General features: G+C 43.0%; 12 protein-coding genes. 3 read left to right on the top strand and 9 right to left on the bottom strand.

Features of this window, described 5'->3' with window-relative positions; all coding sequences use genetic code 11:
- Positions 1-7: 7 nt before the first annotated feature.
- From JT26_RS01815 to JT26_RS01805, 3 genes are all read left to right on the top strand, one after another.
- Positions 8-547 carry a pyruvoyl-dependent arginine decarboxylase gene (locus tag JT26_RS01815; RefSeq protein WP_036789254.1) on the top strand — a complete coding sequence of 180 codons (540 nt, stop codon included), beginning with the start codon at positions 8-10 and terminating at the stop codon, positions 545-547.
- Positions 548-690: 143 nt separating this feature from the next.
- Complete coding sequence (gene nfo / locus JT26_RS01810) at positions 691-1,530, top strand: deoxyribonuclease IV (protein WP_036789256.1); 840 nt, start codon at positions 691-693, stop codon at positions 1,528-1,530.
- A 14-nt stretch (positions 1,531-1,544) separates the two neighbouring features.
- Positions 1,545-3,815, top strand: a complete 2,271-nt coding sequence (locus tag JT26_RS01805; RefSeq protein ID WP_036845371.1) for a GH92 family glycosyl hydrolase — start codon at positions 1,545-1,547, stop codon at positions 3,813-3,815.
- 3 nt (positions 3,816-3,818) lie between these two features.
- On the opposite strand, the gene JT26_RS01800 is transcribed toward JT26_RS01805, so the two are convergent.
- From JT26_RS01800 to JT26_RS01760, 9 genes are all read right to left on the bottom strand, one after another.
- Positions 3,819-4,571, bottom strand: a complete 753-nt coding sequence (locus JT26_RS01800) for a cell division protein FtsQ/DivIB (protein ID WP_036845368.1) — start codon at positions 4,569-4,571, stop codon at positions 3,819-3,821.
- 6 nt (positions 4,572-4,577) lie between these two features.
- A complete protein-coding gene (gene murC, locus JT26_RS01795; protein ID WP_036845365.1) occupies positions 4,578-5,996 on the bottom strand; it encodes a UDP-N-acetylmuramate--L-alanine ligase in 1,419 nt (472 codons plus the stop codon).
- Positions 5,993-7,108 (bottom strand): undecaprenyldiphospho-muramoylpentapeptide beta-N-acetylglucosaminyltransferase, encoded by a 1,116-nt coding sequence (murG, locus tag JT26_RS01790; protein ID WP_036789262.1) that lies wholly within the window; start codon positions 7,106-7,108, stop codon positions 5,993-5,995. Before murG ends, murC begins: the two co-directional genes overlap by 4 nt.
- Entirely contained in the window at positions 7,105-8,433 is a 1,329-nt protein-coding gene (locus JT26_RS01785; RefSeq protein ID WP_036845362.1) for an FtsW/RodA/SpoVE family cell cycle protein, read from the bottom strand. The genes murG and JT26_RS01785 overlap by 4 nt, the downstream gene beginning before the upstream one ends.
- 9 nt (positions 8,434-8,442) lie before the next feature.
- Positions 8,443-9,807, bottom strand: a complete 1,365-nt coding sequence (gene murD / locus JT26_RS01780) for a UDP-N-acetylmuramoyl-L-alanine--D-glutamate ligase (protein WP_036845346.1) — start codon at positions 9,805-9,807, stop codon at positions 8,443-8,445.
- Positions 9,804-11,066 (bottom strand): phospho-N-acetylmuramoyl-pentapeptide-transferase, encoded by a 1,263-nt coding sequence (gene mraY / locus JT26_RS01775; protein ID WP_036789268.1) that lies wholly within the window; start codon positions 11,064-11,066, stop codon positions 9,804-9,806. Before mraY ends, murD begins: the two co-directional genes overlap by 4 nt.
- A 33-nt stretch (positions 11,067-11,099) precedes the next feature.
- Positions 11,100-12,557, bottom strand: coding sequence for a UDP-N-acetylmuramoyl-L-alanyl-D-glutamate--2,6-diaminopimelate ligase (locus JT26_RS01770; RefSeq protein ID WP_036845343.1), 1,458 nt, complete (start codon positions 12,555-12,557; stop codon positions 11,100-11,102).
- Between the two features lie 63 nt (positions 12,558-12,620).
- Complete coding sequence (locus JT26_RS01765; RefSeq protein ID WP_052110288.1) at positions 12,621-14,861, bottom strand: penicillin-binding protein; 2,241 nt, start codon at positions 14,859-14,861, stop codon at positions 12,621-12,623.
- Positions 14,862-14,887: 26 nt separating this feature from the next.
- Positions 14,888-15,226: an FtsL-like putative cell division protein gene (locus JT26_RS01760; protein WP_036845339.1), complete on the bottom strand. Its 339-nt coding sequence runs from the start codon at positions 15,224-15,226 to the stop codon at positions 14,888-14,890.
- Between the last annotated feature and the right edge of the window lie 4 nt (positions 15,227-15,230).

Here is a 15,230-nt window from a genome sequence, read left to right as displayed (position 1 = left end):
AGAACAGATGAGTAAGATTGTAGGAAACTTAATCCCCAACACATTCTTCATCACTAAGGGTAGTGGAGAATCGGATCTGGAACTACACGCAGGGTCATACCATATGGCGCTTTACGATGCAGGTATTTCAGACTTTAACATTATGGTTTACTCTTCCGTGCTTCCTGCTACGGCAAGGTTGGTAACAATGGATGAGATAGACCTTCCTCCTTTCGGCTCGGAGCTGAAAACCATCATGTCCGTGTCTCACGGTATGCAAGATGAGTTTGTTTCTGCCGGAGTGGTGTACGCATGGATGTATAAGGATGAAAACTTTGACGAAAAGATCGGTGGTCTTGTGTGCGAAGTGAGCGGAAGGTATCGTATAGAAGAGCTTGAAGCTCGTCTTATCCGTGTAATAAATGACCTGCACGAAAAGACTTACTCCCAATACTATCTTGGCGAACTAAACTTTATCACAGAAGGCATCACCATAGAAAAGAGATATGGTACAGCCCTTGCCGGACTTTGCTTTATAGACTTTGTCCAGCCTGAAGTAAAGAAATAACGGTTTCTCAAGTAAGGGAAGAAGATCGACATATAAAATTCACAAGAAAGGGAGATCGTGCTGTAAAGTATTGTCTCTCTTTTCTGTTTTCTCAAGGGGATCTTGTTACAATCGCACTTATTCTCATACAAAAACAACAAACAATGAAATATATAGGAGCACATGTAAGTGCCAGCGGAGGAGTGGAAAATGCTCCGGTGAATGCACATCAGATAGGAGCAAACACTTTTGCCCTGTTCACCAAAAATCAGAGACAATGGGTGGCAAACCCTCTTACGGATAAAAGCATCCGCCTGTTTAAGGAGAGATGCAGTGAGTATGGCTTTGATCTGAGTAAGATATTGCCTCACAACAGCTACCTCACCAATATGGGCAGTCCGGAAGAAGATATGCGACTGAAAAGCAAAAATGCGTTTCTGGATGAGATGCAACGGTGTGAGCAGCTGGGTCTGAACCTGCTTAACTTCCACCCCGGAAGCCATCTGAACAAAATATCAGAAGAGGAATGCCTGCTGAATATTGCTCATAGCATCAACGATGTTCTGGCTGAGACCTCTTCCTGTATAGCTGTTCTGGAAAATACCGCAGGGCAAGGCTCTAACATGGGATACAGATTTTCTCATCTGGCATACATTATAGAACATGTCGAGAATAAAGAGAGGATAGGAGTGTGTCTGGATACAGCTCACCTGTTGGCTTCGGGGTATGAAATCCGGAACAAGGAAGCCTACGAGGCTATGTGGAAAGAGTTTGAGGAGACTATCGGTTTGCAATATCTTCGAGGCATTCACCTGAATGACTCTATGAAGGATCTCGGCACTCGTGTAGACAGACACCACAGCTTGGGCAAAGGAGTAATGGGATTGGATTTATACTCCTATGTAATGAAGGATTCGAGACTGGATAACATCCCTATTATCCTCGAAACACCCGATGATACCATCTGGGCAGAAGAGATTGCTTACTTGCGTTCATTAGAATAGAGACACCAAAAGTTATGAAAGAGAGTCGTAGATATTTTGTACTGCTACTGCTGTGCTGCTTTTTTGTATCCGGCGTCGTAGCACAAGAACCTATTAAATGGGTTAATACTCTTATAGGAACTTCCAACTACGGAACGACCAATCCGGGAGCACAGCATCCGCACGGGCTTATGAACATCACTCCTTTTAATGTGATGGGTGGAGAGGGAATTAATAAGTTTGAAAAGGACAGTATGTGGTGGAGCACTCCGTTCAGCTCAAACAATAGTTTTCTTACCGGTTTCGCCCAAGTAAATCTTAGCGGTGTAGGATGTCCCGACTTAGGCTCTCTTCTTTTGATGCCGACAACCGGTGAACTGGTATTCGATCCGGTAAAGTATGGATCGGTAATGGAAGAGCAGGTGAACCAACCGGGATATTATGCCGTAACACTTGCCAAATATGGCATCCGTGCAGAGGTTACAGCGACAGAACGTACCTCTATGGCGCGCTTTCATTTCCCTGCCGGGAAAGCAAATATCCTGCTAAACCTCGGAGAGGGACTAACGAATGAGAGTGGAGCCATAGCGAGATTTAAGGATCAGCAGACCATAACAGGAAGTAAGTTGGTCGGTTCTTTCTGCTATCATCATGATGCTGTATTCCGTCTCTATTTTGCAATGAGAGTAGAGAGAACTCCCGTAAAACATGGCTTCTGGAAGCTTCAACGCTTCCTGCCGATAGACCTGGCTTGGGATAAATATACAGGGCAGTACAAACCTTATGAGGGCTTTACCCAAGAAATGTCGGGAGATAATATAGGTGTGTTCTTCTCTTACGATGTAGAAGAGCCTACCACAATCACTGTCCGAACCGGGGTATCTATGGTAAGCGAAGAGGAAGCAATGAAAAATCTTGAAGCAGAGCAACCTGCCGGGATCTCTTTTGAAACCATCGTAAGCGATGCTCAAAAGAAATGGAATAAAGAGCTATCGAAGATAAGAGTAAAAGGAGACAGTGAAAAAGACAAGATAGTATTCTACTCCGCTCTTTACCATACGCTAATCCATCCTAATATTGCGCAGGATGTTTCCGGGTCTTACAACAAGATGGAAACTCTTGAAAAGATTACACTACCACAAGGAAAGAAGAGATATACGGTATTCTCCCTATGGGATACTTTCCGAACAGTGCATCCTCTCTACTGTATTTTGGATCCTAAGAAGCAGTTGGAGATGATTGATGTGATGCTGGATATGTACAAAGAGAATGGTTATCTTCCGAAATGGGAGCTATACAGCCGTGAGACTTTCACAATGGATGGAGATCCTGCAGCCATTGTAATCAACGACACATGGCAACGCGGACTGAGAAACTTTGATACAAATCTGGCATTGGAAGCAATAAAACGCTCCGCCTTGGATGTTTCTAAAGAAAACAAGGTGCGTCCAAATATAGATCTGTATGTCAAACATGGATATGTTCCGAACCAAAAGAAGCACGACAACTGCGTCTCGCAGTCTTTGGAGTATTATCTCTCAGACTTTAATGCTGCTCAGTTTGCTCTTTCCATGGGGGACAAAGAGACTTACAAAACCCTTATTGCGAGAGCAAAAAGCTATACCAAGCTCTTCTCCAAAGAGTACAACTGCTTCAGACCAAGAATGCAAGATGGCTCTTTCATGACACCTTTCGATCCAAGAATTGGCAGAGACTTTCAAGAAAATACCGGCTACCACGAAGGATCGGCATGGAACTATAACTTCTACGTTCCATTTGACATCAAAAATCTGGCAAAGATGATGGGTGGAGAAAGGGTGTTTACCCAAAAACTGGATGAGACCTTCGCAAAAGGATACTATGACATGGCTAACGAGCCGGATATTGATAATGCTTATCTCTACTGCTATTTCCCTAAGTATGCTTATAGGACACAGGAGATGATTCCCGCTCTGCTGGATAAGTATTTTACGACAGCACCGGGCGGTCTTCCCGGCAATGATGATACGGGAACAATGTCCGCTTGGGCTATTTTCTCAATGCTCGGATTCTATCCTGTTTCTGCAGGAACACCTATATATGCCCTTACTGCTCCGAGATTCGATGAGGTGGTTATAGAGCTGGATCAAGAGTACTATCCTCATGCTTCACTTACGATAGAAGCAAAAAAAGAATCGCCTCAATCCAAATACATTGAAGCAATTCTATTAGATGGAAAACCTTATAGGAAAGGGTATATCATCTCACATAAAGAGCTGTTTAGTACTGAAAAATTGACATTTGTGCTGAGAGATAGAAGGCAATAAAACTTATTCTCCTCTCTTGGTGCAAACGATCTGATTTCTATACGAAAGGTTGACAACGGAGTACTTATTCACTCCGGTACGCGGAAGTATCTTTTCATAGAAGATATCAACCTTGCCAAGCTGTTCGTCAAAGTCTATCTTAGGACTGATACTGAACACAAACTCCCCTACTCTGGGATAGAGATAAATCTCTTTCTCTGAGACGACATGTATAGATCCGAAAAAGTTTCTCCATTTTCTATGCTTCTCAAGATAGTGAGCCAAATCGAGAAGATAGGTTTGTGCTATCTTCTCAGAAATACTACCGGTAACTACGGGGACATAAGCAGCTCCCTTTCTATTGGGGAAAATAATGCCTTCGGTATCAATATATGATGCTTTCTCCCCGTAATAGAGAGCCATCAAAGGTTGTCTCTCTTCCAGCTCAATCTGCAAAGAGTGAGACTGAGGTGCAACATAGGCTGTTGCAGATTTGATATATGGGCTTTTTTCGATGAGCTCCTGTTCGAGCTTTCGGGTATCTACACTACGAAGCACAGTATCCTTAATACTCAAATTCAGAAGAGAAAGCACATCAGTAGGGGTTACGAATGCCCGTTCTGCCTCATGAGAGATTTCCACAGATGTTCTACTTGGGATTATTTTATTGCCTTCCTCATATTTTTGAGGAGATGCAACCCAATAGGACGCAACAAATGCAGCGCACATAAGAAGTACACCAAGTATGATAACAATGTGCTTAAGTCTCTGCTTCATGGAGGTCTAAGATAGTGCTTTTTTCTGTTTTTGGATGAGATATTCTTTAACCTCCGGTACCAATAACTCTATATCTCCCGCTCCAAGCATGAGATAGACATCTGCCAGAAAACGATCCAATGTCTTCGTCAACTCCGACTTGGAGCAAGAGGTCGCAATAACATTGGGAGAGATATGCTCCAAAATAAGTTCGGATGTAATTCCGGGCATAGGCTCTTCTCTTGCCGGATAGATGGGAAGGAGAACAACTTGTGCTTCTTGAGAAAGAGCTTCGGCAAACTCTTTATAAAAGTCTGCGGTACGGCTGTAAAGGTGTGGTTGAAAAATTGCCGTGAGTCTGCTATCAGGATAGAGGACTCTCACGGAACGGATGCTTGCCGCTATCTCTTCGGGATGGTGTGCATAATCGTCAATAAGGACAAAGCCCCCTTCTCCCCCGGAAAGCACTCGTTCAAATCGGCGATGAACCCCCTTAAATGAAGAGAGATTCAAACGGAGTTCTGCCTCACTTTTTCCACATAAGTGAGCTACCGCGAGGGCTGCCGTTGCATTTTCCACATTGATTTCAATAGGAACACCAATGTGCATCTCCCGGTAAACACCTCCGGGAAAATGGAAGTCAAAGTATAGCTCACCGGATCTAAACTGTAAATTATTACTATAAAAATCTGCCTGCTCATTCTTAGCATAGGTGTAGAACTGAGCACCTTCGCGTAAGCGAGGTGTACAGGTTGCATGCTTGTGCATGACTAACCCTCCCTTAGGCGAAACAAGGGAAGTAAAATGCGAGAAGGCCTCCAAATATGCTTCTTCCGTGCCATAGATATCCAAGTGATCCGGACTGGTAGATGTAATGATGGCATAGTGAGGATGAAGGGTATGAAACGATCGGTCATACTCATCTGCCTCGGCAACTGTAAAAGAAGCATCTGCGTCCAAGAGAAGATTGCTGTTATAGTTGAGAGAAATTCCTCCAAGGAAAGCATTCACACCGACATGTTCAGATGGTATCACTGTTTCTGCCATAAGACAAGCCAAGATGGTAGAAGTGGTGGTCTTGCCATGTGTTCCGGCAATGCAAAGAGCCTTAGAACGAGACGTAATCTCTCCCAAAGCCTGAGAACGTTTGTATAATTTGATCCCTTTATTTCTGTAATAAGACATCACGGAAGCATCAGTCGGGACAGCCGGAGTGTAGATAACGTAGGTATCTTCCGAGCGAAAAGCTTCGGGTATAAAGTCTGAATTGTCATCATAAAAAACTTCCGCACCTTCTGCGACAAGAGCACGTGTGATATGGCTCTCTGTTCTGTCGTATCCTCCTACTTTGAATCCGTGAAGAAGAAAATATCGTGCAATAGCACTCATCCCAATTCCTCCTATTCCAATGAAGAAAATTGGAGTATAAGTCTCTTTTATATTCATTCTCGCAATATCTTTTCCAAAATATCTACTATTTGTTCTGCTGCATTTACTCTGCCCAATGGACGGACATTTTCAGACAGTGTACGACACTTTTCGTGATCATCCAAAAGAGAAAGAGCCGTGGGGATAAGAGATGTTGAGCAGTCCGCATCCTTAACCATCAATGCCGCATTCTTCTGAACCAAAGCCATGGCATTATGTGTCTGATGATCTTCGGCAACATTTGGAGACGGGACTAAGATAGATGCGAGTCCCAATGCCGAAATTTCGGATATACTACTTGCCCCGGCTCGTGAAATGACGACAGTAGCCAAAGCATAAGCTTTCTCCATTTCGTAAATAAATTTGCGTGCCACAATGTTAGAAGGCGATCCGTGTGCTTTAAGCGCAGCCTCTACTTTTTTGAAATATGCCGCCCCTGTCTGCCACAATACTTGTATGTCTGTACGTTTGGCAAGCATATCTATCTTTGCAATCACTCCCTGATTCACGCTCAATGCCCCAAGGCTGCCTCCAATAATAAGCAGTGTCGGTTTATCAGGAGATAAGCCAAAAGCTTCAGCACAAACTTCTTTAGCCGGAAGTTGATTCGTCAAACTTGCTCTGATCGGATTCCCTGTAAAGTGTATTGGAGCTTTTGGAAAAAATCTCTTCATATTGTCATAAGCGACAAAGACAGCCTTTGCTTTCTTTCCAACAATCTTATTCGTAACTCCGGCATAAGAGTTTTGCTCCTGCACCAAAGTTGTTATGCCAAGACGTTGGGCTGCTATTAAAGTAGGGGCACTGGCATATCCTCCCACTCCTATTACGGCTTGAGGCTTAATCTCTTTGATGGCTCCTTTTACCATTCTTAGGCTTTTGAGGAGACGGTAAAATACTTTGATATTTTTCCAAACCTTCTTCCTTTGCAATCCCATTATAGGAAGGAGAAGTATCTCATAACCGGCATTAGGAACTTTTTCCTCTTCCATTCGTCCTTTTGCCCCCACAAACAGAATCTTACAAGAGGGATAACGTCTCTTTATTTCGTCTGCAATAGAGATAGCGGGAAAGATATGCCCTCCTGTACCTCCGCCACTGATAATGATATTCTTTAGCTCTTTACTCATGATTTTCTATGTTTATGGTATCCGGTATTTTCGTCATCGTAATAGGATGCATCAGTTATGGGAACTTCCGGTATAACTTCTGTGTTAATAGCTATTGGAGTTTCTGCCCCGGACATTTGAGCAATGGCTTCTTCTTGTTGCTCTTCAAGCTCTCTACTTGCAGATAAAATGAGGGCAAAATAGATGGATGTTACAAGATAAGATGATCCTCCTTTGCTGATAAAAGGAAGGGTCTGTCCTGTAACAGGCATGATTCCTACATTTACCATCATGTGTATGAGAGCTTGAGTACATATAATTATACCAATCCCTATGACTAAGAATTTAGGGTAGAACAATTTTAGTCTGCTGGCCAGCTTCCCAATATAAAAGAGAAGCCAAATATAAAGAGCGATACATAGGAGCCCGGCAATAAGCCCATACTCTTCGAGGATAATTACAAATATAAAATCGGAGAAAGGCTGAGGCAAGACAAGACGAGACTCGCTGTTTCCAGGCCCAACACCTGTTACTCCTCCTTTTACAATAGCAATATTGGCTTGTATCCGTTGAAAGTCTTTTCCTTCATCTTCGTTCTCTTTTTCGATAGCATTCTTACCAATAAAGCTCTCTATCCGCGCTTTTCCCGTACCAAATCGACCCGGAATCTTATTTACAACATCCATCGGAAGAATTAGCAATAAACAGACAAGTAAAGCTGCTCCTGCAAACATTGCTATGGTTCCTTTTATAAAGGTTCTCTTATGCACCTTCCCCAGAAAACAGAGGATGTAGGAAGTCATACCAAGGAGAAGCCCACTAGAGATATTCTGGAGAAAAATAGGAATACAGATAGCTCCGGTTGCCAACGCAATATGTATAAAAGTACGTTTGCTGGCATACTCTTCGACAGAAAGTTTGAACGCAATATAGTTGATGAGGCAAAGGCGTGCCACCTCTGAGGTTTGAAACTCAAAACCTAAGATACTGAGCCACCTCTTTCCTCCATTACGCTCAATACCCATAAATTGGGTAAGAAGAAGTAGCACAATACCCAAAATAAGCCCAAACAGAGCGAACTTACGCCACAACTTCGTTGGAATATGAGAAAAGACCACACAAACAACAAGCGCCATGATCATAAGAGCAACGTGCTTAAGCATAGGAGCAAAAACAGAAGAATCATGAGCAAATGCCTCATTGGAAATGGCAGAATAGACGCTCAACAGAGACATGACCATCAGAAGAGCAATGATCATCCAAAGGGTCTTGTCTCCGGCAAATAGTTTCTTTTGATGAGAAAGATGAGTGTCCGGCAATCGATCTTTAGCTTCAAGTGTTGTCATAGCACTACTTCATAATAAGGTTTTTACAGCTTCCTTAAAACGGTCTCCTCTATCCTCATAATTCTTGAATAGATCAAAACTTGCACAACAAGGAGAGAGCAAAACGGTATGAGCTCCATACTCTTTTGCCATTTCATGTGCCTTTCTGACAGTATGCTGCACCTCCTCCGATACCACATAAGGAATACCGAGAGAGCCTAACTGTTGCTCCAATTTCTGATAATCCTTTGTCATAAATATAAGACCGAGAGATGTTCTTTTTACCTCCTCTGCTATTGTGGTATAGTCGTTACCTTTGTCTGTTCCTCCGAGTATCAATATGATATCTTTATCTGCCATGGCTCCGAGAGCATACTTCGTTGCATCTATATTGGTGGCTTTAGAGTCGTTGATGTAGTGAACAGACTCTACAATCCCGGCATCTTCCATACGATGCGGAACACTCTTAAATGTTCTCAGAGCCTCTTTCAAAGCAAAAAGATCTACTCCGGCATGCAGAGTTGCTGCTATTGCTGCCATTATATTACAGTAGTTGTGCACACCTTTCAGGCTCAACTCTGATAGTTTGAACGAAAAACGTCCCTGAGGCAAAGCCACTAAAATATCATCCTCTCTTAATGCGCCAAAGTAAAGATCTGCCTCCGGTTGTTGGGTATAAAACTTAAATTTTGCAATTCCGGAAGAGATCGGATAACGCACAAGCAATTTTCTGATCTCCTCATCTTCGCCAAAATAGATAGCAAGACCATCTGAAGCAAGATTGCAAAAAACCTTTCCCTTTGCATCGGCATATTTCTCTATATCATAATCATACCTATCAAGATGATCGGGCGTAATATTCAAAATAATAGAAACATAAGGAGAGAATGTCGGCATATCTTCCAATTGAAAGCTGGAAAGCTCTACCACATAAATATCTCTTCGGGAATCTTCCTGCGCATATCTGGAAAGGGCAAAACCAATATTACCGGATTCGACAGCATCCCAACCGGCAGACCTTAATACATGAGCAATAAGAGAAGTAGTCGTAGTCTTTCCATTGCTTCCGGTTACGGCGATAAAATTTGCGCCCTCCATATGGCGCGCAGCAAACTCTATTTCTGATATTACTTCACATCCATTCTCTCTTAATTGTAAAATTATTGGAGCTGTTTGTGGAATACCCGGACTTTTTACCGCGATTGTTGCATCGCTTATATTTTCCCAAGTGTGTCCTCCTTCCTCGAAAAGTATTCCAGCAGAGTTTAGAGACTCCTTAACTTCAGTCGGTATATTATTCTTATCCGAGACAAAGACTTCGTATCCCTTCTTTTTCGCTAAAAGAGCAGCTTGTAGTCCACTCTCTCCGGCTCCTAAAACGACAATCTTCTTCATCTCAACTTCAAAGTTATGATAGTTAATATAGCAAGTATAGCACCTATTAGCCAAAATCTTGTTACAATCTTTGCTTCAGGAATAGGTGTAATAGGTTTTTGTATTATAGCATCTATCCCCTCGTTCCCCGGTTTCTGAAAGTGATGATGTAGTGGAGCCATCTTGAAGATCCGCTTACCCACTCCTTGTTTTTTCTTTGTGTATTTATAATAATATCTCTGCAATATAACGGATAGATTTTCTACAACAAATATTCCACAAAGGATGGGCAAAAGAAGTTCTTTCCTTATAACTATTGCATAAACAGCTATTATACCTCCGATGGTAAGACTTCCTGTATCCCCCATAAATACTTGTGCAGGATAAGAATTGTACCAAAGGAATCCCATCGTTGCTCCTACAAATGCGGCTGCAAATACCACCAGTTCTTCTGCTCCGGGAATAAACATGACATTTAGATACTCAGCAAAAGTGAGGTGAGATGAGACATAAGCGAGAATACCCAGAGCCATTCCCATAAAAGCAGAAGACCCTGCTGCAAGTCCATCCAATCCATCTGTCATATTTGCGCCATTGGAAACGGCCGTTACAATGAGAATACAGGCAATAATAAAAATGAGAAAGGTCAACATCTCCTTATGCCGGTTAAAACCAGAAACAAACCAGCTATAATCGAAGTTGTTTTCTTTAACGAAAGGAATTGTTGTGGTGGTAGATTTCTCCGGAACGAGATTATAGGTTACGGTTATCTCCTGTGTTTCCTGATGTCTTACCTCATGATTTTCCAAAATTACCACACTCGGACTCATGAATAGAACAACGGCAACGATGGTGCCGAGTCCTACCTGTGCAATGATTTTATACCTGCCTCTCAAGCCCTCTTTATTCTTCTTGACAAGCTTGATATAATCATCTATAAATCCTAAAACACCCAGCCAAAGAGTGGTAAGAATCATCAGTATGATATATACATTATTAAGCTTGGCAAAAAGAAGTACCGGTATAAGTAGAGACACGATGATGATAATCCCTCCCATAGAAGGTGTTCCCGCCTTACTCTTTTCTCCCTCTAAGTCCAATGGACGGATGATTTCCCCCAATTGCAGCAGTTGAAGTCGAGCTATAATTTTTTTCCCAACGATGGTTGCCAGCAACAAAGCCAAAACAAAAGCGATACCGGAACGAGTTGTAACGTAAGAAAAAGCATTGATTCCCGGCACTTGCAAAGATTGCAGATAGTCTATCAGATAAGTAAGCATAAGGATTAAGAATGGTAATAAAGCATTAGACCTTTACATGGATTTATAGCAGTCAAGAACCTCCTCCACATCATCAAAATGGTACTTTACGCCACGTATTTCCTGGTAATTTTCATGTCCCTTACCGGCGATAAGAACAACATCTCCTTTCTTCGCCAACATACATGCCGTCTTTATAGCCTGCTTTCTATCTTCAATGGTCAGTACTTGGGCTTTTTCATTTGGAAGCAGCCCGCTTTCCATCTCTTTAAGAATTTGCATTGGCTCTTCATCTCTCGGATTATCAGAAGTCAAGATAAGCTTGCTACTCCACTTTGCTCCTACTGCCGCCATGATAGGACGCTTCTCTTTATCCCGATTTCCGCCACAGCCAACGACTGTAATCAGCTCTCCTTTGCCTTGTACCAAGTCGGAAACCGTATGTAACACATTTTCTAAAGCATCAGGCGTGTGAGCATAGTCTACAACGGCCACAAATCCTCTCGGAGACATTATGGTCTGAAATCTGCCATTAACCGGTATCAGACTGCTCATAACGGGAAGTAGGACATCCTTCTCGACACCCAAGAGTCTTGCTGCACCATACACGGCCATAAGATTATATCCATTGAAATCCCCTACGAAATGAGTAAAAATCTCTGTACCATCCATAAGCATTTCGGTACCATCCAAATGCTTTTCTATGATCTTTCCCTTAAAAGTAGAGTCGGTCTTGAGCCCATAAGTATAAACAGATGTTTTGGCATTTTGTACCATGACCATACCATTTCTATCATCCACATTGGTCAGAGCAAACGCATCTTGAGACAACTGATCAAAAAATCCCTGTTTGGCTCTGAGATAATTATCGAATGTCAAGTGATAGTCCAGATGATCATGCGTAAGGTTCGTAAATATACCACCGGCAAATGTTGTCCCTCCTATTCTGTGTTGAACCACAGCATGAGAAGAGACCTCCATAAATGCGTAGCTACATCCCTCCTCGACCATTCTGTGCAAGAAGTATTGAAGAGTAAGAGCATCGGGAGTTGTACGAACAGCTTCTATCTGCTCATCTCCTATTCTGACACAAACCGTAGAAAGCAAGCCGACCTTATACCCCAACTTTCTGAACACCTCATATAGTAGTGTCGCAGTAGTTGTCTTACCATTTGTTCCGGTAACTCCTACCAGCTTTATCTTATCAGACGGATGCCCATAAAAATTGGCAGCAACCATTCCCACAACGACATCCGTATGTTCTGTGCGGATAATGGCAATCTCTTCCGGCAGATCATATTCGGGAAGTTCTTCACACAAGATTGCCACAGCTCCCTTTTCTACTGCTTGACAAATAAAGTCGTGTCCATCCGACATAGTTCCACGGATAGCAACAAAAAGATCTCCCGAATTTACCTTTCTTGAGTCGGATTGTATTCCTTTAATCTCTATATGCCCCACATCCGCCAATTGCTCATGAGGAATTCCCTTAAATAGTTGCTGAATTGTCATATATTGGTATCTGTTCTTTTAATTATTCAAAACTAAGCACTTCAAGAAAGTCTGCTTGACCTGCTAATGCAGTCTTATGAAGAGTTGTGCGCCCGGCTTTATTTTCTGTCCTGCCGGAATGGACTGTGCCACCACTTTAGATCCATGATTGCCTACGGATACTTTCAAGCCACAAGACTGTGCAAGATAAATGGCATCCATTGGCATCATGCCTATTAAAGAAGGCATCCGATCCTCTGCAATATTAACCTCTTGAGGGAAAGAGTTTCCTAAACTATCTCTTCCATACTTGATCCAGTTGGAAACCTCTCCATCTGCTTTCTCGATACTATTCTTATCTATCACAAACTTCCAAGCCTTCTCCACTACATCGCCTCTTCCACCATGTATCGGCATACGGAATGTAGCCAGAGAGTCGGGAGTTATATCGTTCAGTTCCGCATACATCGTAGTGGCATGGATCTGTTCGGCGATAGACTTTACCACCGGACCACAGACAGCACCTGCTCCCAGCCTGGTTTGTGGTCTGCTTATCACCACAATTATACTGTATTTAGGTTCAGACGAAGGAAAGTATCCGGCAAAAGTTACATTCTTACCTCTTCCATATCCTCCACGTCCCTCGGAAATATAAGCCGTTCCAGTCTTTCCGGATATTTCTACGGAGTTAGACAGAGCAGATTTTGCCGTTCCTTCGGTTACCACTTCTCTGAGCATCTGCTGTATCTGTCGCAGAGTCTTTTCACTTGCCATACGCTCCTTTACAACGGTCGGTTCCGTACGCTTCAAGACCTCTTCATCCCTCACGATTTTTCTTACCAGATACGGCTGCATGACCCTTCCGTTATTGGCTATACCATTATAAAAACGAAGCATATATATAGGAGGTATCTGTGTTTCGTACCCGAAAGATATCCATGCGATGGAGGTCTTATCCCAATTTTTTGCCTCTTTTATAAAAGGTTTTGCCGTACCGGGAATTTCCAGAGAGATCGGTTCAAGCAAAGACATCTTTACCAGTCGGTCTCGGAATGCTTTATAGTCGTTTCCGTATCCTCTTGTTACAGCCTTGGCAACGCCGACATTGGAAGAGAACCAGATAGACTGTGCCAAAGTAATATCTCCGTATCCCCCACGATCTTTGTTGTGGTCCTGAACAACCCTTTTGTTGAAGAGCCATGTCCCATTGCCTACATCTATTATATCATCAGGCGATCCGTGCCCATCTTCCAACACAGCCATTACGGAAGGCACTTTAATTGTGGAGCCTGGTTCCAAAAGATCCCTTAAAGCATGATTGACAGTCTCTGCATACTCTCCGTTGCTCTTTCTGTCGAGGTTGGACATCGCCTTTATCTCTCCTGTGGCAACCTCCATAATCACGGCGGTTCCCCATAGAGCATCAAACTCCTTCACTTTCTCCAATAGAGCCCGCTCCGTTATGTCCTGAATATTGACATCTATGGTTGTATGTATATCGCATCCGTTTACAGGCTTTTTCTTTACCGGATAGACCCATTGACCGCTTACTCTTTTTTTAGCATTGATGCCCGGCACCCCACACAACAGAGAGTCGTACTCCAACTCCAATCCACTACTGCCGTGCGACAATCCCGTCGAATCTGTTTCAGAACGCAGAAAACCCACCGTCCGAGAAGCCATATTACCATAAGGTCTCTCTCGTCTAATCACCGGTTCATCTATGATTCCACTGACGTTTCTATTCCGAATATTGAAATATGGAGCTGCAGCAAGCTGTTGTCGTTCCAGGTGTGAGATCTCTTTGGGAATGATACGCTGAGTACGACGTTTACCCTTTCGCCCTTCGGCGTAAGCCTTCATCAAGTACTCCTTATACTGCCTTACACTTTTATCTCCCAGTATTCCGGAAAGATACCAAGCCATAGAGTCCACATTTGCCTTGAATATAGAGTCCTTAAATCCGGCAGCCTTAAAGTCTATGCTTACCTTGTATCTTGGTACACTTACAGCCATGGCAGTATTCATAGCCGAGTAGATATTTCCCCGTGTGGGCAGTACCGAAACATCCGGCTGTTGATGGATTTTATCTTTCTCCAGCCAGATTTGTCGCTCTGTTGTGGTTACAACAAGAGCTTTTACAATGACTCCGAAGCCCACACAGACCATCAACCAAGCGTAAAGATGATAGAAGTTTTTCAAGAACTTCTTCCGTTGCTTCTGTACAACGATCTTATCTTCTTCACTTGATCGACCTCCTGCCACCTTTGGGCGGCTCTCTTTATCTCGGATCCTGTTCCGAAACTCTTTTGGACTATCGCTCATCTGTCGGGACTCTATATTGAAGATCTCTAATCTATATATATGGGTGGCGTATCCGGAGAGGATATTTCGAGTTCGGCACTCTTCACTCTCTCCTCTATAACGGTGATGCGTCTGTTCTGAACAAGAGTAGAGTTCACCGATATTCGCTCCATTTTAAGCTCCTTCACTTCCTTTTTCAGCTTTTCGAGCCTTCTCTGAAAGCCCATAGACGTATATGATGCGGTGATGGAGATAAAAGAAGAGAGAACGATGGCTATGGCATACTTCGTAGTGCGTGGAGTCCAGCGGTTTGCCACCCACGTTCCATCAAGAAAGCCGAAGAAAGTACTTCTTGATCTGTTCTCTTTGCCACTCTTGCTACTCATAAAT

Origin of the sequence: Porphyromonas sp. COT-108 OH1349, from assembly GCF_000768755.1 — a bacterium.
Lineage (GTDB): Bacteria > Bacteroidota > Bacteroidia > Bacteroidales > Porphyromonadaceae > Porphyromonas_A > Porphyromonas_A canoris.
Note: the sequence above shows the minus strand (reverse complement) of the source record. Positions and strands in the feature narration are given on the sequence as shown.